This is a genomic window from Alkalihalobacillus sp. R86527 (assembly GCF_042466185.1).
In the GTDB taxonomy this organism is placed as follows: domain Bacteria; phylum Bacillota; class Bacilli; order Bacillales; family Guptibacillaceae; genus Guptibacillus.
Genome location: NZ_JAXHBW010000001.1, coordinates 2,763,970 through 2,785,046, shown reverse-complemented (window position 1 = coordinate 2,785,046; position 21,077 = coordinate 2,763,970). Strand labels below are relative to the sequence as shown.

Genomic DNA, 21,077 nt, shown 5'->3' with positions numbered 1-21,077 from the left:
TTATAAAATAATCACTATTATTATAAATGAAGCATCACTTATATGCAGTAACTTCGCCTAGGTTTTTAAATTAGGTGGTATTAAAAACTACTTCGATCCTTCTTATCCTCTCTTTTTCGCTCACTGAAAAGAACAGCCCCCCATAAGCAAAGCTCTACACAAAGTAGGAGTAAGACAATCCAACTCCACACTGGCAAAAGAACAGTATGGAACTTGACGATAAAAGGTAATGAGCTTTGTGGATGTGGAAGAGCGGTCGAAAAAGCGTAAAACATTCCAAAGGTAAAGTTCCTCGACCACTGACTCACATCATATGTGAACAAGCCTCTTTTCCATCCGTATGCACGTATTCTCTCCAACGCTCTTACGATTTCAATCGTTTCGACACTTAACATGACAAGAAGAACGATTATCCAGAATAGAAAAAGAGATGTTGGTGAAATCGCCTGCGTGTATACTAGAGCTAATCCGGTGATCGATAAGGCTCCATGAAGAATGCAGTTTGTATTCGCCCAATCGTCTTTTAGAAGCCAGTTCGTCCTTTTCATGTAGCGAATGCTTATTAGCCAAGCGCCACAAAGATAGAAAAAGCATCCAAAGAGTATACCGAAAATCAAAATCTCAACTGGTATGAAAAATATCTTTGCCCACGTAATAACCAGAGCTTGAATCGTGACGGTCGATAGCAAAATAACTCCGTGAGTTGAAAAAGCACCTTGCTTTCTTAACAAAGTTGTAAATTGAAGAAGACAGCCACCTAAGAATAGGAAACATAGAATTGAATTGAAAAGTGCAAGCACCTGAACCCCATAGAAGAGTGCAGGAAAATACTTTATCGTAACCTGACATAATACAAATACCCCCGCAATCCACGTCCCCATCGCAAAAAAACGAACAGGATGTCGGAGTATCTCTTTTCTATAATCTTTTCTGGAAAACTGTACTCCCAGTGATGAGAATAACGAGAAGCTCAATAGCCAAACGCCAATGAGTACGATCCACCCTACATACTGATCAATGAAAGGAAAGGCCTCAATGTCCGCATATAGGAAAATCCCTAGGGCCATTATAATTGCTCCTGAAGCAGGGTGGACTTCTCTTGTGTTTATAGGGTTGTTCATGAAAATCACTCGTTTCTTAATGTTCACGACTTCCATGATATAACGTATTAGCTTAATTAAAAAGCCATTTTTGTTTTTCGTAAGAAAGCAATTATTAGAGAAGCAAAACCGGTAATTAGGAAACTTTCACGTATTATAGGAGTACCAATTGAGTTTGTCTTCATGATTTGAAATAATTGGTGTCGGGTTGCTAGAAAGATCTACAGAATAAATATGATACAAAAGAGGCGTGATGACTATTTCTAAAGAAGAACAGTTTGTGAATAAATGGAGCAAAATACGAGGAATGGGGAAATGGAAGTATATCCTTTTACAAGGAGTTTTAGTAGGTGGGTCTGTATTTTTATTTGTTAATGTTTGTATTGATTTCATCTTCTCTGAAGAATATAAAAGAATTTCAGAGTATATCATGACGTCACTTCTATTCGGTATTCTGTTTGGGGCAGGTACCTGGTATTATTCAGAAAATAAGTATAAAAAGTACAATGAAACTAGCTAGTGCTATTAATTCGCGATAAAGGAAGACTTACAATGAAACAATTTATCACTACTTATTCACACTGGATTTTACTAGTGATCGTGGGCATTAGTTTTATTACCATGCTTATTGATTTCGAAGCGACTACGCTTGGGATCACCGCGATCATTATGAGTGGCCTCGGGTTTCTTTCACTTGGCATTGTTTCTTTTCTGGTGGAGAAAAACAAACGGAAACAGAGGCATCACTAGTTCGTGTCTAGACGGTATACTAGCTATATAGGCACTTCGTGATGACATATCTATGGGGGTGACCAGTTTGTCCTATTCTGCATTTAGAGACCGTATCTTCGCATTCTTAATCGACTACCTCTTAATCGCTTTGTATGGGGTCTTTGTCGTAGGTACACTTTCGGTCATCCTTCGACCATATGTTAAGCCCTTATTTACAAGTTCTCCTGAATTAGCTGAACTGACAGGTTTTGTGATGATTACACTTCCGGTTTCGCTCTATTTTATCGTGAGCGAATGTTCTAAGTGGCAGGGGACACTTGGAAAAAGAAAAATGGGGCTCCGCGTTTGCGACAAGAGAGGTCATCGTATTGGAATCGGCCGATCAGTACGACGAACAGTGGTCAAATTTCTTCCATGGGAAGTCGCTCATTTTGCGATATGGCGAATCATGCTACCGTCCGACTTTTCTGATAGCATCATTTATTTCCTGTTGGTTGCGGTTAATGTGACCGTCTTATTCTATCTGTTCATTCCCTTTACGAATAAAAGAAGAAAGAATATCTATGACTGGATCGCTGGTACGGTAGTCATAGAAGCTAAACGCGTCGTTTAAAGAATGTATGAGGAGAACAGTGAATTTTATAGCAAAGGCATTTCTCTCATTGAAAATGAAGTCGGTCATTCAGACGGAACGGGGAAATGCCAATAATGTTCACAACTCGTCCCCTTGCACTTTTCGTTAAATCATCTTAAAGTATATAATGGTTGAAAGCTGACCGATAATGATTAAAACAGAGAAATTCACTTTTAAATTTCGGGATTGATGTGTCTCTTAAGGAAAGGGTTCAGATATAGTATGAAAGATAATTTTTGGCATGAGCTTCCACGGCCGTTCTTCGTTTTGGCACCGATGGAAGCTGTCACAGATGTCGTTTTTCGTCATGTGGTGAGTGAAGCCGCAAGACCTGACGTGTTCTTTACAGAGTTTACGAATACAGAAAGCTTCTGCCATCCGAATGGAAAAGACAGTGTAAGAGGACGTCTGACGTTTACAGAAGATGAACAGCCGATTGTCGCTCATATATGGGGCGACAAGCCTGAATACTTCCGTCAAATGAGTATAGGCATGGCAGAAATGGGCTTTCGCGGAGTGGATATCAACATGGGCTGTCCGGTGCATAATGTTGCAGCGAAGGGGAAAGGATGCGGATTGATTCGTCGTCCGGATGTTGCTGCAGAAATCATTCAGGCTGCCAAAGCGGGAGGACTGCCTGTCAGTGTGAAGACTCGTCTTGGTTATTTGGAAGTAGAGGAATGGCGCCACTGGTTAAAGCATCTTTTGGAACAGGACATTGCTAACCTCTCCATCCATCTCCGTACGAAAAAGGAAATGAGCCAAGTCGATGCACACTGGGAGCTGATTCCAGAGATTAAGCAGCTTCGTGACGAAGTTGCTCCTCATACGCTTCTGACGATTAACGGTGATATTGAAGACCGTCAGATGGGACTTGAGCTTGTGGAGAAATATGGCGTAGACGGAGTGATGATTGGACGTGGAATCTTCCATAATCCATTCGCGTTCGAAAAGGATAAGAAAGAGCATACGAGCGAAGAACTGCTCGATCTTCTACGTCTTCAGCTCGATCTTCATGATAAGTATTCTGAAGAACTGGAGCCTCGACTCTTCAAACCACTTCGCCGCTTCTTTAAGATTTACATTCGTAACTTCCGAGGAGCGAGTGAATTAAGACATCGTTTGATGAGTACAGAAACGACAGATGAAGTGCGTGCGATGCTTGATGAGTTTACAGGGAAAGAGAATGAGGAAGAAGAAGAAGCTTCTCATGATTCACTTGAGAATATGGAAAATGTGGAAAGCTAGGCTCACATCATTTTCCTTTTAAGAAAATCAGTTAGGTATACAATGCCTAACTGATTTTTCTATAGTTGTAGAGGGTTGTTTGCTTTCAGTGTTAGATAGAAGAATCGTATTTCGTGTAGGGGAGTTATTCAGTAGAGGATAAGTCTCTTTTTTTATTGGAAATGTGCTGTTGTTTGGTACGAAGAAAGGTACTGCACCCATCGAACAAGAAATTGTTTAAGTAGAATCTATCAATTTCTGTATAGGAGTTGTCACAATGAAAAACAACGTATTAATTGTCGGAGCGGGACCTACAGGTTTAGCGATGGCGTTAACATTTACGAAATTAGGTGTTCCTTTCCGCATTATTGAAAAAAATGACGGACCAGGTGAAACGTCTCGTGCTCTCGTAACGCAAGCTCGGATTCTCGAGCATTATCAACAACTAGGGATTTCAGAGAAAGTGGTAACCGGAGGCATCCCTCTAACTGCTGTTCATATTAGAGAGGGCCATGAAGATAAAGCGGAATTGAAATTTAAGGACTTGGGAGGAGGGTTAAGTCCCTTTCCCTATGTGCTGAGTATTCCTCAAGATGTTCACGAAAGACTGCTAGTGGATGAGTTAGAAAAAGCGGGTGTTACGATTGAGTGGGGTACGGAATTGGTATCTTTCTCGGATAAACGTGATGATGTTGAGGCAGTCATCAAACAAAATGGTGAGGAAAAAGCATACTCATTTCACTATCTGTGTGGCTGTGATGGTACCCATAGTACCGTTCGCCATGGGATGAAAACGGATTTTCCTGGTGGCACATATGAACAACAGTTTTTTGTGGCGGATGTCGAGGCAGAGAGCGAATCCCTTGTGTTGGGAGATATGTATATGAACATGGAAGCAAACGGGTTTTTTGTGTTCATGCCAGTTAGGAAAAAAGGAATCGTCCGTCTGATCGGAATCGTGCCTGAGGAGATTAACACAGAAGCGTCAATCGATTTTTGGGACATTTATCCAACAGTTAAGAAGAAGCTTGATATGACTGTGTTACAAGTAAATTGGTTCTCTACTTATAAGGTTCATCATCGGGTGAGTGAATCGTTTAGAGAAGGAAGGGTCTTCATCGCTGGAGATGCTGCTCATATTCATAGCCCTGCAGGAGGGCAAGGGATGAATACAGGGATCGGAGATGCGATTAACTTAGCATGGAAGTTAGCGTGTGTGATTCAGGGGAAGGGATCAATAGACATTGTAGAATCGTATGAAAATGAGCGTCATGCATTTGCAAATACGCTCGTTTCAACGACTGATCGAGCATTTACGAATATTATAGGTCGACATGTTAAAGGGCGGTTGTTACGAACCGTGTTTTTCCCTTATATTCTACCATTTCTATTAGGATTCTCTTCTGCTCGTAAAGGGCTTTTCAAGACGGTGTCACAAACGCGTATTCATTATCGTGATAGTAAGATTAGTGAAGGTTCAGTCGGAAAACTGCGAGGAGGGGACAGGTTGCCATGGGTGAAAACCGGTGCAGGTGATAACTTTGCCCCGTTGCAAACGTTTGATTGGCAGGTTCATTGTTATGGGAAAGCAAATCAAGAGGTGAAAAGCGATCTAGCCTCTACCTCAATCCCTCTTCATGAATACGAATGGGATCCTTCTATGATAACGTCAGGTTTAAAGGAAAATGCGCTATACCTCATTCGTCCAGATGGGTACATTGGGTTTGCGGGTGAGGACCTCGAGGCACTGAAACAGTATGTGAATCGATTTGATATAAAGCCTTTCTTTCGTTAGAAAAGAAAATCGTATTCGATTGTACTGTTCGTTGGTCGAATGGAATAACCATTACTAAAGCAGTATAACCAGGAGGTTTCTGTATGAGCATGGCATTATGGATTGTGCAGATTGCTTTAGGATTAGCATTTATTATGTTCGGTTCAATGAAGTCATTTCAGTATGAAAAAGCGAGATCGAGTCTTCCGTTTGTCAATGAGTATTCAAAAGGGTTTGTACTGTTTGTTGGGGTAGCGGAAATTCTAGGTGGACTGGGGTTGATTTTACCTTATGCGTTAGGCATTGCGCCTATCCTAACACCGATTGCAGCGGTTGGAATCGCACTCATTATGGTATTCGCAGCTATGTTTCATGCTAAACGAAAAGAAAATCAGGCGATTGGGATGAACATCCTTTTTCTCGCATTAGCTTTATTTGTGGCGATCGGACGTTTTTAAGGTAAGAACCACGTAAAAGGGGGCTATTCTTCTAAGGGGGAGGTTCTCGTGATTCGCTTCGGAGTATGGAAATTGTCGCTTGTTACTTACTCACATCCTTAAATACAAACAGTTAGGCTTAGCACGTTACTATGCCTAACTGTTTTTTTGTTTTTTTAGGAACTAGCTCGTTTTAGGATTTTAAAAGGATTAAAAGCCTCTTTGTTTAATTAGATAAAGAGAAGGGTGCTAGGTTAAGTAATGAAACGTGGGTTGAAAGGAAGCTTGGTATGAACCGCAAACTATTTCTCTTCATTCTATCAATTTTGTTTTTTGTAGGTATCGTTCTCTTTTCATATAAGTTGTTTGAGTTTGGATTGCTATCAATCTTGTGCCTGGTCATCATCTACTTCGTAACGGAAAAATACCGTACAACAGTTTCCTTGTTTCTATTCTTCTTGCTAGGTCTTATGATGTTTCAAATCGGAAGCAACTATATTAATGCTTGGGGCTTATCAGTTGAAATGAACATCTTGATAAATAGAAGCTTTCTCATATTTATTATACTAGGAACGGTGGTTTCACTCATTTTGTCTAAACAGAAACGATCTGTCTTCGCATCCTTTCCTAATTGGAGCAAGAAAGTCACACTGCCTTTTCACACCATACCATTACCTTATTTTTTACTTATTGGTCTGGTGGGATCTAGTACAATACTTATTCCGTTATTCGTACAACAAGAGATGAGCTACATTAAATCAATGTTCCTTTTTGGTATTTTGTTTGCTATTATCAATGCTACTCTTGAAGAAGTGATTTGGAGAGGGTTTTTGCTATCAGGTTTAAAGAGCAATGTTTCCACTCGTTACGCTGTTTTAATAACGAGTATAGGCTTCGGGCTACTCCATCTATCGATTGGAATACCGATGCTGCTAAGCTTGCTTTTCTCTTTCGGCGGATTGTTTTATGCGATCGTCGTATTAAAAACCAATAGTATCTACCCAGCCATCTTTTTTCACATCATTATTAACCTAGGTATGGTTTTCAACGGATGGATAATATGAGAAGAATCACCAATCAGCTTCTATTGCGAAAGGGGTAGAACACATGTGGAATCATAGCCGATTACTTGAGCTACTGAAGATCAATCATCCTATTATACAAGCTGGAATGGCAGGGGGCGTTACTACGCCAGAACTCGTTGCTGCTGTTTCTAATGCTGGAGGACTTGGTACACTAGGTGCAGGATATATGGCGCCTGAGGATATGCGAAAGAGCATCCAAAAGATTAAGAGTTTAACCCGGAAATCGTTTGGCGTGAATGTCTTTGTTCCGGAACGGCCAAGCGCGACTGAGACAGAAATCAGTCGAGTAAACGAGTTGCTCAAGCCTTTCCGGAATGAACTCGGAATCGAGAATGAAACACAACCTGAGGTCGACGAATCACTTTTTGATAAGCAACTGAAGGTCTTGAAAGAAGAGAAAGTTCCTGTGTGCAGTTTTACGTTCGGTATCCCAGAGAAGGCAATCATCCATGACCTGAAGAATGAAGGCGTCGTTCTAATTGGTACTGCCACAACTGTTGAGGAAGCGATTCTCAATGAACAACATGGAATGGATGCTGTGGTCGCGCAAGGAAGTGAAGCTGGCGGCCATCGCGGGACGTTTACAGACTCATATAGGCAGTCGATGATCGGCACCATGTCACTCATTCCTCAAGTCGCTGACCACGTCAGTATTCCCGTTATCGCAGCAGGAGGCATTATGGACGGAAGAGGAGTCTGCGCTTCAATGGTTCTTGGTGCAGATGGGGCTCAATTAGGAACAGCGTTTGTGACCTGTAAAGAAAGCGGAGCCAAACCTCAACATAAAGAGGCGATTTTACATACGAAGGAGACAGAAACCGTAATGACTGCCTCCTTTAGCGGGAAACCAGCAAGAGGAATTCGTAACGCGTTCATCGAAAGAATGGAAGGTCATGAACCATTAGACTATCCATTGCAAAACGCTCTCACAAAGGGCATACGAAAGGAAGCAGCGTTACAGAATAGGCCAGAATATATGTCACTTTGGTCGGGGCAAAGTCCACGGTTAAGTCGAAGTGAATCCGCAGCTTACATGATTCAATCGATCGTTTCGCAGGCGAAAAGAATCAATAGTTAAGAAGTGAGGAGATGTTCGAGGATGCCTTCAGCAAATAAAAGGGTTTGTGATCGAGGACATACCTATTACAAAAGCAGCGATTGTCCAACATGTCCAATCTGTGAAAACGAGCGGAAGCCTGATCGCGGCTTTCTTTCCGTTCTTTCAGCACCAGCGAGGAGGGCTTTGGAGAATAACGGGATTACCTCTTTGCAAACATTATCGACATACAGTGAGAAAGAAGTTTTGACATTCCACGGAATGGGTCCCTCTTCGATTCCGAAACTGAAGGAAGCTTTGAAGGATAGGGGATTATCTTTTAAGTCATAAATCTTATCGTATCGACAGAAGGGCAATGATCAGCGGATCATTGCCCTTCATTTATCCATTACCATTGAGTAGTCATGTAGCTATTCCTGCTGAACGAAGCAACAAGAGTCACGTCTCAAACTCGATGAAGAAAATATCCGTGAAGTTATCTGGTCGTTTCAAAATAGCGATTGTTCTTTGAAGGTATGTTTGAAATAATTGGTAGTAAGTATACGTATTAGGAAAGGGTGATAGGATGAAAGAAAATTTGAAGCTTGCGTGGATTGCTGTTTGGTTTGCATTGCTCGGACAGCTGGTATTCTTTGTTGGTGTGGCAACATTTACTGGTGAATGGCGGTATGTCATGTGGAGCTTTCTCGTGAGCATGATGGCTGGTGTTCCGAGTATGATCATCACTTGGAGAGCGCAGAAAAGAGCGAATGGAAAGAATGCGACAAATTAATTAGAAGAATCAGTAAGGAGATATGGAGATGAAACAATTTCTCATGCTAATTAGCGCACTGATGCTATTAGCAGCATGCACAAGTGAAGGTAGTAATGAAAATAAGAAAGATCAGGAAGAATCTTCGGAAGGTGCCACCACCTTGACAATCAAGTCAGCAAAGTTAACAGAACGCGAGCAAAGTCTCGTTGATCAAATAGGAATCGACTACAAAACGTTCTTTACGATTGATGGAGAATTAGCTGAAGACGAAACGTTAGTTCGTTCCATCTTCGTTTATCAAGATGGAGACGGCGGTAAAGAGCAGCTCACGTCTTATAATGGAATGGGAGAGGAAGAATACGACAAAGCGCTGCATTCGTTTCAACTTCATCTGGAAGATGACGTAGCTTTTTTCACGATGGGTTCACCGGATGGTTTTGCTAAAGGATCGACGGAACTACCAAAGGATCTCCAAGGCTACATTTTTGATAACTTCGATGGAGAAGTTACGTTCAAAAAGGGCGAGACCGTTTATCTCAGTTACTTAAAAGGATCGAGTGAGAACCAGATGTCATCTGGAAATCTTGGTGATTATAAAACACTTCCAGATTCGGTGAAGGATGCAGAGTATGCCGTTGTTGCGCAGCTTTCCATAAAAGATGATATGGAAGAGTAATCATGATGAAGGAATATGACGTCATTAGTAGAATGTACTAGTTGAACACTACATACGAGATTGGACCAACCATGAATGTTCTCATTAAAAAGTGAAATCGGGAGGTAATTATGAGTAGAGTCATTCATTTCGAAGTTCATGTTGATGACATGGAACGTGCGAAGAAGTTTTACGGAGAGGTATTTGGCTGGAAGTTTGAAGATTGGAGCGATTTTGCTGGTATGCCTTATTTCGGGGCAGTGACTGGTGATGGCGACGATATGGGAATTAACGGAGCGTTGATGCAACGGCAAACACCACCTCCAGAAATGAATGCAGCTGTGAATGGATTTGCCTGTACAATGGGTGTCGAAGACTTGGATGCGACTGAATCGATCATCCTTTCGAATGGCGGAAAGGTCGCAATGGCTAAATACGCACTACCTGGGATGGCATGGCAGGCATACTACACGGATACTGAAGGAAATATCTTCGGTCTTCATCAACCTGATGAGAGTGCAAAATAAGTGATAGGTGAAAGAACCCTCTTAGAAGGGTTCTTTCATTGGTTTCATTTAAAAGAAAGGATGTTCGTCCTATTCCAACTTGTCAACATTGCAGCAGTACATGGTCGTGGCATGATACTCTCAAAAGTCAGCCGTTGTTGTTTGGTTCAGGATTAACATGTTCTTATTGTGGTAAATCACAGTACTTAACAACGAAAGCACAGGGACGACAAGTTTTGTTGAGTCTAGTTATTACGTTTAGCATAATAGCGTTCATTGAACATAGTGCCGCTTCCACTTTGCTGACGTTTATATCTTTTATTATAGGTGTGGCTGGACTTATTTTACTCACACCTTTTGTGATGGAAGTTTCGAATAAGAGAACACTCTTATAAACTGTTAATAGAGAAGGAGGTTTTGTATGCATATTGGAGATCTCATTTATCAACTTTTTGCATTTATCATCTTGCTATCAATTCCTGCCCTCATTATCGTGCTAGTTATCGTATTGAAGGGAAGACAGTCGAGAATGGATCGTTTGGAACAGAAAATCGACCTTTTGCTTTCTCAGAAAGAAGAGAAGTAATTGTTAGCATGCGCTCTTTTTTCCCCAATACATATAAAACGAATGGAATGTACACGTATACGTTGAAACCATCCCTTCCTAAAAGCAGATTACTTTCATTAATAGATTGTATCTGTAATAATTAATATTGCATTAATGGAAGGAGAGGAAATACATTGAATAAAACAACGAATTCTGCTTTATTTGAAACATTTACAAGTGAAAACATAAATCTAGAAAACCGTACGGTGATGGCACCGATGACGCGAGGTTTTTCTCCTGGTAACGTGCCTTCAGAAGATGTGGCGGCGTATTATCGTAGACGTGCTGAAAATGGCGTAGGTCTAATCGTAACAGAAGGAACTGGAATCAATCATCCAGCTTCTGTTTCGGGTGCAAGTATTCCTGTTTTCCACGGCGAAGACGCATTGAGCGGCTGGGAGAACGTTGTGAAGGAAGTACACGAAGCAGGCGGTAAAATCGTACCGCAACTCTGGCACGTTGGCATGACGCGTAAACAAGGAGATCTTCCGAATGAGGAAGCACGACCTGTTGGTCCGTCTGGTCTCGATCTTTCAGGTGAAAAGGTTAATGAGCCACTAACTGAAAAAGAAGTTGAAGAGTTGGTGGAAGCTTATGCACAAGCAGCTGCAGACGCGAAACGCCTAGGTTTCGACGGCATCGAACTTCACGGTGCACATGGTTACCTTATCGATCAGTTCTTCTGGGAAAGAACGAATAAGCGCACCGATCGCTTTGGTGGCGATATGGTTGGAAGAACCCGTTTTGCAGTCGAAATCATCGAAGCGTGCCGTCGTGAAGTTGGACCGGACTTTCCAATCATCTTCCGCTTCTCTCAATGGAAGATGTTCAACTTCGATGCGAAGCTAGCAAAAACGCCTGAAGAATTAGATGCTTTCTTACAGCCACTTGTTGAAGCAGGCGTAGACATTTTCCACTGTTCAACACGTCGTTTCTGGGAACCTGAATTTGAAGGATCTGACTTGAACTTGGCTGGATGGACGAAGAAACTAACAGGTAAGCCTGTTATTTCAGTAGGTTCAGTAGGACTTGATGGAGAGTTCACGAGCTTTGAAGGTGCAAACACTACGAGCCTTGATGGTTTGATCAAGAAGCTAGATGATGGCGAGTTCGATCTTGTCGCAATCGGCCGTTCTCTCTTGATGGACCCTGAGTGGGTGAAGAAAGTTCGCGACGGTAGAGCGGATGACCTACTGCCTTTCGATAAAGATGCGCTTAAGAAGTTATCTTAATAACAAATAGTGATAAATCGATAATGCCTCGGCATTATCGATTTTTTTATTTTAGAAGGTAACGATTTTTCTGAAGATAACAAGGCGTTCACTGCAGGTCCTGAGTACCATAACCATCGACATCCACCTTAACCTTTACAGTGATCGGAACCTCTCGAAACGTGGAATTCCAATCCTTTTTATGTTTCTCATAAAAGGCGGGTTCCTTGATCCTCACCCAATTGGAGATGTTCAGGAAATCTAATTCATACTCTTCCTGAGCTAGTTGGATTATGTTCTCTGTAGATTGTTTTATCTGCTTTTCCGCATCCCTTGTGATCTCTTTATTCCACCCTGGCTTGAACACGTCCCTTTCAATATGCCAATCTTCTCCAAGACGAACGGTGGTGTTGATGCTAACGTCAACCTTCAATTCACCCTTTTCCATTGACGGGTGAATGTGTGTATTCGATTTGCTTATTTCTAGTACAACATGTTCGTCTGGATTCTTGTTAGTCTTATCGTATAGAGTAACTATTCCGCCTTTTACAGTGTTAGTGATCCACTTAAGACCCTGAACCTCCTTTGAATCCAACCATCCAGCGAGTTTGAAGTTCTCATCAGAGATGATGGCAGCACCCGAAAGTCGTATTCGATTCTTATTAATTTCAATCTCTGGAATGACAAAGCTAACATCTTCCGAAACACTTTTTGAAAGGTCGCTAAATTTAGTGTTCTCTAGTATTTCCAGGCTTTTATTATTATTTTGTGTGAGTTCCTTGATTTGAACAGCTGGAAAGATTTCTTTTGTTGGTTCCACGTCCATTATGGTAGCTACATTTTCTTTCGTGGTGAATACTGCGACTGTTCTGCGGAATTCGTGATCCCTAAGGAAAAAGCTGATTAGCTTTCGAACAGATTCTTCTTCAATGAGTTTTTCTGAAAGAACAAGTGACTTTAGATGTGTAAAGTTCGGTGGACGATCCGTTTCAAGAGAATTCTCTCTGATGATTTCAAAAAAGGAATTACCCTCTAGTGTAAGGTTTTGGAATGGTTGTCCGGTTCCTTGACTCCCTTGCATCCCCTGGATATTGTTCGGGACCACATACTGATGAGTCATAGAAAATTCCTCGTTCTGACCATAATCAAGCCCAATTCCAATGATTAGCCCAACATCTTCGATTTCATTACTATCCCAGCAAGCTGATAACAGTACAACGATCATACAAAGGTTGGTGAAGAGCCATGTTCGTTTCATTTTAGAGACCTCCTACTGATCGAGATGAGCAAGAGAATAAGTGGTATAGCGATGAGTGAAGCATAGGATAGATAATTGATGTATCTACCATATGAAAAGAGCTCTGTTATTCCGTCAGGAAACAAGGAAAGAACGAGAATGGAGATGCCAACACCTGCATTGAGATACACGTTCTTTTTGCATTGAAGAGTCGTGCTTAACCCAAGCAAAGCCGTGTAATAGTAAGCAACAACGGTTGTGAAAATCGTGATGATCCAGCCGAACAGAAAGAGTAATTCGAATCGTTCAAAGAAAAAGCCTTGGAATTCGATTGACTTTGCCATTTCTATTGTAGGAAATGTGGTTACTTTTAATTCTTCTACACTAAGAATCCCAATATTCAATATGAAGAAGAGGACATAGATCGTGCATACAGTTCCGATGCTTAGTAAAAAGACTGTTGACATCGCTCTCCAGCTCGTCAAAGTTCGGTTTTTTGAAAGAATCATGATGAGTTCATAGCCAACAAATGAGAAGAACATTGTTTTCGTTCCTTTAAGAAGAGGAACGATATCTTGGGAGAGTACAGGCCGTAAGTTCGTTATTTCTATATTGCGGACACTTAATATCGTTAAGACAAGAAACATGAGAATGATGATTGGAAAGTAAAGTTGAAAGAAAGCCATTATGTTTTCCATTCCAGAAGCAACGAGATAGAAGCATGCGATGATCAGCACGCTGATGACGATAAATCTAGGGGTAAGGTCGAGTAAATAATAATTCACTATTTCAGCCATCGTTCGGACGATGAAAGCTGATAAGACGATCGAGTAGACGATGAAAGTAAAATTGAACACGTTTCCTATCCAACGTCCGGCTACTTTCGGTCCAATGTCATAGACAGTTTGATTCGGGTATCTCTTTATCATGGCGAAGATCAACATACCATTAAGAAAAGCGATGGAAGCCCCTAGAATAATACTGATCCACATGTTCGGTTGACCGATGATGATTGCAGCCTCTCTCGGTAACGTAACGATTCCTACCCCGATGATCGTCGATATGAGAAAAACGATGATTGGGAAGTTAGACATTACTTTTTCATTCATGCATCTTTCCCATCCTTTTTTTCTTGTCTAAAAAACAAGCGAATAATCGAATCTTTCAGTTGTTTCATTCGTAATGGTGCGAAAGGTTCCATGAAAGGAACGTTAAAACTTCTTAAGGAAACTAAATGCGTACTTAGGATAAATAGGGCGATCAAGATACCGTAGACACCCAAGATCGCGGCGAAAAAAAGCAGGAAGAACCGTAATGACCGTAAGGCAAGACTCAACTGGTAATTCGGTACTGTAAAAGAACATATTGCGGTAAAGGAAATGACCATCACCATCATCGGACTGACTATACCCGCACTGACTGCCGTTTCACCTATAACGATTGCTCCAACGATACTAACGGTAGATCCAATCGGTTTTGGAAGTCTTACCCCTGCTTCTCGTAGTATTTCAATCGTAAGTTCCATCAAGAAAGCTTCGATCACGGATGGAAACGGAACACCTTCTCTTGTTTTAGACAAAGAGATAGCGAGATCTGTTGGAATAAGACCATGATGAAACGAAATTAACGATATATAGACTGCAGGCAATAAGAGAGAAATAAGTGCGGCCGCATAACTCAATAAACGAGTGAGCGAAGCTGGAATCCACTTAAAGTAATAATCATCTGGCGATTGCAGCAACATGTTCAGTGTAGTCGGTGCAACAAGGACTGTGGGTGAGCCATCTGTAAGAATCGATACTCTGCCTTCCATCAACGCATTTGTTACTTTAATCGGATGCTGTGTGTTTGTTAATTCAGGGAAAACAGAGTACTTATTCTTCTCGATCGTCTGTTCGAGCAACCCTGCATCTCCTATGTACTCGGCTTCGATCGAGGTGATGCGGTCTCTCACTTCTGTTACTAATTGATCCGATGCTTTTCCTTTAACATAAACCAATTCGATATATGTTTTTATTTCTGCTCCGACGGCAAATCGTTCAAAAACCAAATCGTTCGAATGCAAGTGCATACGCAATAAAGCTTTATTGTCTTGAATCGATTCAACGAAACCATCTCGTGGTCCACTGATGGTTGGCTCGTTGACTGGTTCTTCTGTTTTCCTTTTTACAAATTTAGAAGTCTCGATCGCATAAACGATCTGAGTCTGGCCATTTGCAATGATGATCGTATAGCCATCCATTAAGTACGTATTAACCTTTTCAGTATTCCGTACGACATCGATCGCTTCTACGGGTAATAGGCTAGGAAGCGAAGAAGAGCTAATGGGTTCATCCTGATTAGCACGCTTGAGAAGTGGCGCGATTATCAAATCTTGAATGACTTTCCTATTCGTGATGTCCCCAATAAATACAAGGGTGATGTCGAGGGAAGGCAATTCTAATGATTTAAAATGCACATCACTGCTTTGGTGAAAATCTTCTATAATTTGTTCTTTTAAGCTTTGCTGTTTTTTGGATCGTCGTATTATTTTCATGTCAGAATCACTCCGAACATAAGCTATCTGTTAGTATTCTCACTGAAGGACTTTCTATCCATGATGCATAGATGCTGTTCACCGATAATATCTTCTTAAATTCATCAGCTTTGCTTCTATAAATCATGCAAGGGTTTACCATATGTTTGTAGAATAAAATGAGGTCGAAGGGAGGAGAGTTCGGGTGAGGTTATTTCATGTTAGTGAAGAAAGTGATATCGACGTGTTTGAACCACGAATTCCTACTCGTAAGGATCTTGATCAATCAAAAGGATTAGTCTGGGCAATCGAAGAGAGGTGCTTACCGAATTTCTTAACGCCTCGTGATTGTCCTCGAGTTTGTTACCATGTAGGATGCGAGACGACCGATCTACATAAACAGATGTATCTTTCATCTGAGTTACATTCACATGTTGTCGTCATCGAACAGAAGTGGTTTGAAGTCATGAAGAACACAACATTAACCATCTATGAATTTGATCCAGCGGCATTTTTCCTTCAGGATGAAAACGCGGGTTACTATGTGAGTGAATCAACGGTGGTGCCGATTGCGAAGTGGGAGGTTCGTGATTTGTTTCAAGAGTTGTCTTCACGAGGTGTTGACGTTCGGATCGTACATGATTTGTGGAGGATATATGATGCCATTCAGCACACGACGTTTCATTGGTCGATGTGTAGGATGCGGAACGCAGAGCCGAGGCTAAGGGAAGAGTAGGAGCTCAGCGTAGGTGCAGGGGTTTTTGGGAATGTATTCGTTAAAAAAGTGTGACAATCAGTGTAAAATCCAACATGGAGAGCACATTTCTCACGTTTAGTTATTTATTTCTTTACCCTTTTAAGGTTATACTTGTTCTTTAGCAGTCGCGATTTTGGGACACAACTCCCTTTTTATAGAGAGGATTTCACACCATGCTTGATTACAAATACTACAAATGCAATGACAATCATAATGAAACGATCGTTCTGTTACATGGCCTTGGAGGCAATTATGGCATTTTCAGTAAACAGATTGCAGCGTTTAAGAAACAGTTTCACGTCTTAGCGATCAATTTACCTGGGCACGGAAAATCGCCTAGTACATCGAACTATGAGACGTCATTTAATAAAGAATTAGTTGTTGATGAGCTTCTGAAAACGTTTGATAAGTTGAAAATCGATAAGGCACACTTAGTAGGGATTTCATTAGGATCTGTCGTGGTGCATCATATGCTCCAGCGTACTCCGGAGAAAGTGAAAAGTGCCGTCCTTGGAGGAGCGATCACACGCTTCACTCCACTTGCAACGTTTCTTCTCCTAGCTGGAAGCGCGGTGAAACGATTCGTTCCTTACATGTGGTTGTACAAGCTGTTCGCTTACATCATGATGCCAAAAGCGAATCATGCGGTTTCTCGAAAGATGTTTATTAGAGAAGCGGTGAAAATGAATCGGAACGATTTCCTTGCGTGGTATGGGTTAGCGTTCACCGTGAAAGAAACATATGCGGACGTGCAAGAGAAAGGCAAGAGCATTCCGAAACTCTACATCTCGGGCGAAGAGGATCACCTTTTTGTAGAACCGTTGTTAGAAGACACAAAGAGCGATAATCGAGCGCGGCATTTAGTGTTAGAAGAATGCGGCCACGTTTGTAATGTAGAGAAACCACGAGAGTTCAACGCTGCCTCGTTAGAATTCTTTAACAAACATCGCTCAGAGCACGCCCCGATTTCTTCAGCGCTTTGATGAATAGAAGTAAGTGAGACTCGTCGATGACGAGTCTTTTTTGTTTGAGTTATTGAGTGGTAATTCTTCAATAGTGGTAAAGATCATACTGTACACTTGCATGATTGTTTCGGGAGTAGTCATGTCATTATATGAATTATATTTCCAAGATAAATGACCTTCTTTTTGATTGTAGTAACCCACCGCATATTCTGAATTGCTAAGGCTTGGGGCACTCTCGTACGATGAATCTGCATTTGAGAAAGCATAGGTTATTTTCTCTGATTGGATGAAAAAGAACGGCAGGTTCGTTGTTTTGTATAGTTCAGCATGGTCACTTTCAGCAGCCTCATGTAAGAAATCTTTCATGATAAATACTGCATCAAATTCAGGTGAATCGATTTGCTGTAGACCTGCAAAATCCATACGGATGAATTTGATCTTTTCTTCTTCCTTTATGTCAGGTGACTGTCCAACGACAGCTATTTTTAATGGTCTTCCATTGTAGCTTTCAAACTGTGGCGTCTCTTCTCCTACAACGGTACTCCTTTCCTTATCACCGACTCCATTCACATTACTACATGAAGCTAACAACATGATCGAAAGAAATACTAGTAACAAACGTGTCAATGATGGACCTCCTTGGTTTGCTGCATTTTTCCTGCTCTGAGGACAACCCATATTCTACCACATTTGAAAAGCGCTAAATAGAAAGAAACATGATGAAACGCCTTCTCGCTAGACGAAGTGTCTTTGCCAAATCAAAGGCTATTGTTGACGTTAGTAATTGTGAACTTCTAGTAAGTTTGAAGCATGTAATGTTATGGTGAAATATAGAAGTGGTAATAGTTTGTCAAAGGTTATAGGAGAGTGGCAGAAGTAAATCATGTTTGAGAGGAGCTTTTTATGTTTTCGACAAGTAGAATTCACTTAAGAAAAGTCACTGAGAATGATGCGGATCTTTACCATACATGGAGAAGCAATTCTGAGGTTATGAAGAATACGAGCCCAGAATTAGATGTGTATACAGTAAAAGAAACAGAAGCGTTCATACAATCGATCATTAACTCAGATACATCAAAAAGCTATATGATACAAACAAGCGAAAATGATACCCCTATTGGAATTGTCTCTTTAATAAATATCGATCTTAAGAACAGGAATGCTGAATGCATCATAGACATTGGTAATGTCGATTATTGGGGCAAAGGCTATGGAACAGAGGCTATGAATGTATTATTGGAGTATTCTTTTTGTGAATTGAATTTACATAAAATAACCTTGAGAGTGTTCTCGTATAATGAGAGAGCAATTAAACTTTATGAGCGGTTGGGGTTTGATAAAGAAGGCGAACAGAAAGAACAATTATTTAGGGATGGAAAGTGGCACGGAATTATTCTGATGGCAGTCTTTCAAGAAAGTTACCTTGCGGGTAAAAGATGATTCGAGTAGTTTTCATTATGATTATTTTTTCTTTAATGGTGAGTTGTGCTCCAGCAGACGAGAAGGGGATTGTTTACATACGTCAACACCCTAATGAGTATATCGCTACAACAGTTCCATATGAAGAAACCATAGAGTTCACATTAACGACAGAAGAAATTATGAATGGCTTAACAAAGCCAATGAAGATTACAAGCGATCAACAGACTGATGTTTTTCTAGTTGAAATTAAGGAAGACACTAACAAAATTAATCAAGAGAAAGAGATTGCGCTTATTGTAGGCTTCCGTTATACGTACCATTCTCCAGAGGGGTCAATGATTAGTCTCTTTCGGGTTAACAAAGACAACACGTTTTCAACAGGACTTATAAATTTGAGTGCTCATAATGAGATGGGAGAGTCAGGAGACATTGAAGTAGGGAGCGGTGACTTTTCACATCAGGATGGGTTTGAACAAACCGTGATGTATCGCTTCAAGGAAGATGAATTGAAGAAGAGTAAGAAGTGGAATTTTGAGATTAATGGTTTATACGTGTTGAATTACGAAGAAAAATAGAGTTGTTTTCAGTGAGTTTTTTCATTGTAGTAGACAGGATTCTGAAATGTGAAGGAGTGAAGTGATGAATGAGCCAACTAGATCGCCTGAAAGGCAAAGAGAGAAACGTAGACTAGAAGAATTGAAAAGGAATTCTTCTGGGAATTTGAATAATTCCTTTAATAGAGCAAATAGTGGGGGATTAGTGGATTTGGTAGGTAGTTTAGGATGGAAGGGAACATTTCTGTTAATTCTCGCAATTATTATTGGTTATGTCATTGTTTCATTATTGATTTGATTCCAATCATGTGGAAGTGAATGGGGAGAATAATATGCAAGAAAAATTCAATGTTTGGTCATGCGTGATTTCGTTTATTTGTATCCTTTTGTTTCTGACAGTTGCTTTCTCAGGGTGGTTCACTACTTCCATAATGGGAATTCAACCTTTAGGTTTCGTTTTCATGCTTTCGTTACTAACTTTCCTAGCTGGGGTGTTTGGTTTTTCAGGTATTCGAGGGTGGAAAGGTGTGGCAAGAAGTGTGTCCACCATTATCATAACACTTGGTTTATCGGTTTTTATCGGTTGTGCATTGCTGTTTGGTAGTTTGTTACACTAATGATCGTTCGTTCCTTCCTTTGCAATAACTGTGGAGCTTAGACATACTTCTTCGTGACTCATTCCTGCTTTACCGGGCTTTCTCGAGGTCGCTATTAAACAATGAAATCATTTAACACTATTCTCCTATTTCGAGTTTTGTTACTGATATGGATGGGAATTACCATCTGAACAAGAAATCACATAAGCAAAAGGAGAATAGAGATGCATTATTTTGGCGTATGGTTCGTTGTTTTAGCAGCGATGTTATGGGGGATTTCAGGTGGACTAGCAGGAATCTTGATGGAAAAAGGTTGGGATCCTCTTGTTATCTCGTTTTATCGAGGGGCAGTAGGGCTCGTTTGTCTTTCTATATGGCTGATGCTTCGCCCTAAACCGAAAGGAGAGGAGAACAAGAGAAAGACAATCCTTTGGTCCGTGCTCGCCGGAATCGGTGTAGCTGGGAATTTCAGCTTTTATTTTCTAAGTATTTCCCAGTCAGGCGTAGCTGTTGCATCGACTTTGATGTATACAGCGCCACTGTTTGTATTTATGATTTCATTCTTCTTAAACTGGGAGCGTGCGACGACGTTCAAGGTGGTTTCGATCTTTGTCGTGATGATTGGAATTACGTTATTAACGAACGTATTTGAAGTAGGGCTCGGTAGTTTGAACCTGATCGGCATTTTGAGCGGCTTATTATCTGGCCTTTCCTATACGCTCTTTATATTTGGTTTTAAATTCGCGACGGAACATGGCCGTCCCCCGTTTGTACTAACAACGGCATTCGCTGCCTTTACTGCTTTGATGTTGATGATCATCGATCTTGAAGAAATGGTGTCGGTGCTTTATTCAGACGATCTTATCTGGTTTATTACGCTAGGAATCATTGGAGCGGGTATCTCATTCTTTGCGTATTTAGAAGGATTGAAGAAAACAAAGGCATCTCTTGCAGCCGTGATTGCGATGGTAGAGCCTGTTACAGCATCTCTGTTCGGTGTGCTGATCTTAGGAGAAGTGCTTACTTTCATCCAAGTGGTAGGAATCTTGATGATATTAGTAACGATTACACTGTTAAGTAAAAAGCAGAGCTAGTGTTTTTCGATTCTTATTATAGATTAATATAAGAAGTAGCAGTTCAGTTATGAAGTACACCACACACATGTTGTGCTTCTGATTGGACTGCTTTTTCTTTGCATGCTGATTTGCAAACAGTCTTGGTTCGGAATGTTATTGGCTAGAACATCAATACA

Annotated in this window: 27 protein-coding genes; 22 read left to right on the top strand and 5 right to left on the bottom strand. The window is 40.9% G+C overall.

The window, feature by feature from the left end:
• Window positions 1-80: 80 nt before the first annotated feature.
• Window positions 81-1,121 carry a TDT family transporter gene (locus tag SJY16_RS14465; protein WP_377890231.1) on the bottom strand — a complete coding sequence of 347 codons (1,041 nt, stop codon included), beginning with the start codon at window positions 1,119-1,121 and terminating at the stop codon, window positions 81-83.
• A 232-nt stretch (window positions 1,122-1,353) separates the two neighbouring features.
• Here SJY16_RS14465 and SJY16_RS14460 point away from each other — a divergent pair, with 232 nt between their 5' ends.
• The 15 genes from SJY16_RS14460 (at window position 1,354) to SJY16_RS14390 (ending at window position 11,800) form a co-directional block, all read left to right on the top strand.
• Window positions 1,354-1,620, top strand: a complete 267-nt coding sequence (locus tag SJY16_RS14460) for a hypothetical protein (protein ID WP_377890229.1) — start codon at window positions 1,354-1,356, stop codon at window positions 1,618-1,620.
• A gap of 32 nt (window positions 1,621-1,652) precedes the next feature.
• Window positions 1,653-1,850: a hypothetical protein gene (locus SJY16_RS14455; protein WP_377890227.1), complete on the top strand. Its 198-nt coding sequence runs from the start codon at window positions 1,653-1,655 to the stop codon at window positions 1,848-1,850.
• A 58-nt stretch (window positions 1,851-1,908) separates the two neighbouring features.
• Window positions 1,909-2,445 (top strand): RDD family protein, encoded by a 537-nt coding sequence (locus SJY16_RS14450; protein WP_377892265.1) that lies wholly within the window; start codon window positions 1,909-1,911, stop codon window positions 2,443-2,445.
• 243 nt (window positions 2,446-2,688) lie between these two features.
• The gene (locus SJY16_RS14445; RefSeq protein WP_377890226.1) at window positions 2,689-3,714 is read left to right on the top strand and encodes a tRNA dihydrouridine synthase; all 1,026 of its coding nucleotides are present in this window, start codon (window positions 2,689-2,691) and stop codon (window positions 3,712-3,714) included.
• Window positions 3,715-3,970: 256 nt separating this feature from the next.
• Window positions 3,971-5,488: an FAD-dependent monooxygenase gene (locus SJY16_RS14440; protein WP_377890224.1), complete on the top strand. Its 1,518-nt coding sequence runs from the start codon at window positions 3,971-3,973 to the stop codon at window positions 5,486-5,488.
• A gap of 83 nt (window positions 5,489-5,571) precedes the next feature.
• A complete protein-coding gene (locus SJY16_RS14435) occupies window positions 5,572-5,925 on the top strand; it encodes a DoxX family protein (RefSeq protein ID WP_377890222.1) in 354 nt (117 codons plus the stop codon).
• Window positions 5,926-6,194: 269 nt separating this feature from the next.
• Window positions 6,195-6,968 carry a CPBP family intramembrane glutamic endopeptidase gene (locus SJY16_RS14430; protein WP_377890220.1) on the top strand — a complete coding sequence of 258 codons (774 nt, stop codon included), beginning with the start codon at window positions 6,195-6,197 and terminating at the stop codon, window positions 6,966-6,968.
• 43 nt (window positions 6,969-7,011) lie between these two features.
• Window positions 7,012-8,067 carry an NAD(P)H-dependent flavin oxidoreductase gene (locus SJY16_RS14425; protein WP_377890218.1) on the top strand — a complete coding sequence of 352 codons (1,056 nt, stop codon included), beginning with the start codon at window positions 7,012-7,014 and terminating at the stop codon, window positions 8,065-8,067.
• Between the two features lie 21 nt (window positions 8,068-8,088).
• Entirely contained in the window at window positions 8,089-8,376 is a 288-nt protein-coding gene (locus SJY16_RS14420) for an RNA polymerase alpha subunit C-terminal domain-containing protein (RefSeq protein ID WP_377890216.1), read from the top strand.
• A gap of 235 nt (window positions 8,377-8,611) precedes the next feature.
• Window positions 8,612-8,818, top strand: a complete 207-nt coding sequence (locus SJY16_RS14415) for a hypothetical protein (RefSeq protein WP_377890214.1) — start codon at window positions 8,612-8,614, stop codon at window positions 8,816-8,818.
• A gap of 28 nt (window positions 8,819-8,846) precedes the next feature.
• The gene (locus tag SJY16_RS14410) at window positions 8,847-9,476 is read left to right on the top strand and encodes a hypothetical protein (protein WP_377890212.1); all 630 of its coding nucleotides are present in this window, start codon (window positions 8,847-8,849) and stop codon (window positions 9,474-9,476) included.
• Window positions 9,477-9,586: 110 nt separating this feature from the next.
• Window positions 9,587-9,982 carry a VOC family protein gene (locus SJY16_RS14405; RefSeq protein ID WP_377890210.1) on the top strand — a complete coding sequence of 132 codons (396 nt, stop codon included), beginning with the start codon at window positions 9,587-9,589 and terminating at the stop codon, window positions 9,980-9,982.
• Between the two features lie 38 nt (window positions 9,983-10,020).
• Window positions 10,021-10,356: a TIGR04104 family putative zinc finger protein gene (locus SJY16_RS14400; RefSeq protein ID WP_377890208.1), complete on the top strand. Its 336-nt coding sequence runs from the start codon at window positions 10,021-10,023 to the stop codon at window positions 10,354-10,356.
• Between the two features lie 26 nt (window positions 10,357-10,382).
• The gene (locus SJY16_RS14395) at window positions 10,383-10,547 is read left to right on the top strand and encodes a hypothetical protein (protein WP_377890206.1); all 165 of its coding nucleotides are present in this window, start codon (window positions 10,383-10,385) and stop codon (window positions 10,545-10,547) included.
• A gap of 155 nt (window positions 10,548-10,702) precedes the next feature.
• The gene (locus SJY16_RS14390; RefSeq protein WP_377890205.1) at window positions 10,703-11,800 is read left to right on the top strand and encodes an NADH:flavin oxidoreductase; all 1,098 of its coding nucleotides are present in this window, start codon (window positions 10,703-10,705) and stop codon (window positions 11,798-11,800) included.
• An 88-nt stretch (window positions 11,801-11,888) separates the two neighbouring features.
• On the opposite strand, the gene SJY16_RS14385 is transcribed toward SJY16_RS14390, so the two are convergent.
• From SJY16_RS14385 to SJY16_RS14375, 3 genes are read right to left on the bottom strand one after another with little or no spacing between them, the layout of a single operon-like run.
• On the bottom strand, window positions 11,889-13,037 hold the full coding sequence (locus tag SJY16_RS14385; protein WP_377890203.1) for a Ger(x)C family spore germination protein: 1,149 nt from the start codon (window positions 13,035-13,037) through the stop codon (window positions 11,889-11,891).
• Window positions 13,034-14,125: a GerAB/ArcD/ProY family transporter gene (locus SJY16_RS14380; RefSeq protein WP_377890201.1), complete on the bottom strand. Its 1,092-nt coding sequence runs from the start codon at window positions 14,123-14,125 to the stop codon at window positions 13,034-13,036. Before SJY16_RS14380 ends, SJY16_RS14385 begins: the two co-directional genes overlap by 4 nt.
• Complete coding sequence (locus tag SJY16_RS14375) at window positions 14,122-15,552, bottom strand: spore germination protein (RefSeq protein WP_377890199.1); 1,431 nt, start codon at window positions 15,550-15,552, stop codon at window positions 14,122-14,124. Before SJY16_RS14375 ends, SJY16_RS14380 begins: the two co-directional genes overlap by 4 nt.
• 184 nt (window positions 15,553-15,736) lie before the next feature.
• On the opposite strand from SJY16_RS14375, the gene SJY16_RS14370 reads away from it, so the two are divergent.
• On the top strand, window positions 15,737-16,267 hold the full coding sequence (locus SJY16_RS14370) for a DUF6886 family protein (protein ID WP_377890197.1): 531 nt from the start codon (window positions 15,737-15,739) through the stop codon (window positions 16,265-16,267).
• Window positions 16,268-16,461: 194 nt separating this feature from the next.
• Window positions 16,462-17,271, top strand: a complete 810-nt coding sequence (locus tag SJY16_RS14365; protein ID WP_377890195.1) for an alpha/beta fold hydrolase — start codon at window positions 16,462-16,464, stop codon at window positions 17,269-17,271.
• Here SJY16_RS14365 and SJY16_RS14360 read toward each other — a convergent pair.
• Window positions 17,260-17,880, bottom strand: coding sequence for a hypothetical protein (locus SJY16_RS14360; RefSeq protein ID WP_377890193.1), 621 nt, complete (start codon window positions 17,878-17,880; stop codon window positions 17,260-17,262). The two genes, SJY16_RS14365 and SJY16_RS14360, sit on opposite strands and share 12 nt — an antisense overlap.
• A gap of 276 nt (window positions 17,881-18,156) precedes the next feature.
• Here SJY16_RS14360 and SJY16_RS14355 point away from each other — a divergent pair, with 276 nt between their 5' ends.
• From SJY16_RS14355 to SJY16_RS14335, 5 genes are all read left to right on the top strand, one after another.
• Window positions 18,157-18,693, top strand: coding sequence for a GNAT family N-acetyltransferase (locus SJY16_RS14355; protein WP_377890191.1), 537 nt, complete (start codon window positions 18,157-18,159; stop codon window positions 18,691-18,693).
• Window positions 18,690-19,250 carry a hypothetical protein gene (locus SJY16_RS14350; protein WP_377890189.1) on the top strand — a complete coding sequence of 187 codons (561 nt, stop codon included), beginning with the start codon at window positions 18,690-18,692 and terminating at the stop codon, window positions 19,248-19,250. The genes SJY16_RS14355 and SJY16_RS14350 overlap by 4 nt, the downstream gene beginning before the upstream one ends.
• A gap of 64 nt (window positions 19,251-19,314) precedes the next feature.
• Entirely contained in the window at window positions 19,315-19,527 is a 213-nt protein-coding gene (locus SJY16_RS14345; RefSeq protein ID WP_377890187.1) for a DUF6366 family protein, read from the top strand.
• A gap of 34 nt (window positions 19,528-19,561) precedes the next feature.
• On the top strand, window positions 19,562-19,846 hold the full coding sequence (locus SJY16_RS14340; protein ID WP_377890185.1) for a hypothetical protein: 285 nt from the start codon (window positions 19,562-19,564) through the stop codon (window positions 19,844-19,846).
• A gap of 203 nt (window positions 19,847-20,049) precedes the next feature.
• Window positions 20,050-20,919 (top strand): DMT family transporter, encoded by an 870-nt coding sequence (locus SJY16_RS14335; RefSeq protein WP_377890184.1) that lies wholly within the window; start codon window positions 20,050-20,052, stop codon window positions 20,917-20,919.
• The last annotated feature ends 158 nt before the right edge of the window (window positions 20,920-21,077 follow it).

Coding starts and splice junctions, on each gene's coding strand:
- SJY16_RS14425 (WP_377890218.1), top strand. CDS start 7,012: ATGTGGAATCATAGCCGATTACTTGAGCTACTGAAGATCAATCATCCT.
- SJY16_RS14465 (WP_377890231.1), bottom strand. CDS start 1,121: ATGAACAACCCTATAAACACAAGAGAAGTCCACCCTGCTTCAGGAGCA.
- SJY16_RS14350 (WP_377890189.1), top strand. CDS start 18,690: ATGATTCGAGTAGTTTTCATTATGATTATTTTTTCTTTAATGGTGAGT.
- SJY16_RS14445 (WP_377890226.1), top strand. CDS start 2,689: ATGAAAGATAATTTTTGGCATGAGCTTCCACGGCCGTTCTTCGTTTTG.
- SJY16_RS14385 (WP_377890203.1), bottom strand. CDS start 13,037: ATGAAACGAACATGGCTCTTCACCAACCTTTGTATGATCGTTGTACTG.
- SJY16_RS14415 (WP_377890214.1), top strand. CDS start 8,612: ATGAAAGAAAATTTGAAGCTTGCGTGGATTGCTGTTTGGTTTGCATTG.
- SJY16_RS14335 (WP_377890184.1), top strand. CDS start 20,050: ATGCATTATTTTGGCGTATGGTTCGTTGTTTTAGCAGCGATGTTATGG.
- SJY16_RS14355 (WP_377890191.1), top strand. CDS start 18,157: ATGTTTTCGACAAGTAGAATTCACTTAAGAAAAGTCACTGAGAATGAT.
- SJY16_RS14420 (WP_377890216.1), top strand. CDS start 8,089: ATGCCTTCAGCAAATAAAAGGGTTTGTGATCGAGGACATACCTATTAC.
- SJY16_RS14375 (WP_377890199.1), bottom strand. CDS start 15,552: ATGAAAATAATACGACGATCCAAAAAACAGCAAAGCTTAAAAGAACAA.
- SJY16_RS14405 (WP_377890210.1), top strand. CDS start 9,587: ATGAGTAGAGTCATTCATTTCGAAGTTCATGTTGATGACATGGAACGT.
- SJY16_RS14410 (WP_377890212.1), top strand. CDS start 8,847: ATGAAACAATTTCTCATGCTAATTAGCGCACTGATGCTATTAGCAGCA.
- SJY16_RS14430 (WP_377890220.1), top strand. CDS start 6,195: ATGAACCGCAAACTATTTCTCTTCATTCTATCAATTTTGTTTTTTGTA.
- SJY16_RS14380 (WP_377890201.1), bottom strand. CDS start 14,125: ATGAATGAAAAAGTAATGTCTAACTTCCCAATCATCGTTTTTCTCATA.
- SJY16_RS14455 (WP_377890227.1), top strand. CDS start 1,653: ATGAAACAATTTATCACTACTTATTCACACTGGATTTTACTAGTGATC.
- SJY16_RS14345 (WP_377890187.1), top strand. CDS start 19,315: ATGAATGAGCCAACTAGATCGCCTGAAAGGCAAAGAGAGAAACGTAGA.
- SJY16_RS14435 (WP_377890222.1), top strand. CDS start 5,572: ATGAGCATGGCATTATGGATTGTGCAGATTGCTTTAGGATTAGCATTT.
- SJY16_RS14340 (WP_377890185.1), top strand. CDS start 19,562: ATGCAAGAAAAATTCAATGTTTGGTCATGCGTGATTTCGTTTATTTGT.
- SJY16_RS14365 (WP_377890195.1), top strand. CDS start 16,462: ATGCTTGATTACAAATACTACAAATGCAATGACAATCATAATGAAACG.
- SJY16_RS14460 (WP_377890229.1), top strand. CDS start 1,354: ATGACTATTTCTAAAGAAGAACAGTTTGTGAATAAATGGAGCAAAATA.
- SJY16_RS14440 (WP_377890224.1), top strand. CDS start 3,971: ATGAAAAACAACGTATTAATTGTCGGAGCGGGACCTACAGGTTTAGCG.
- SJY16_RS14395 (WP_377890206.1), top strand. CDS start 10,383: ATGCATATTGGAGATCTCATTTATCAACTTTTTGCATTTATCATCTTG.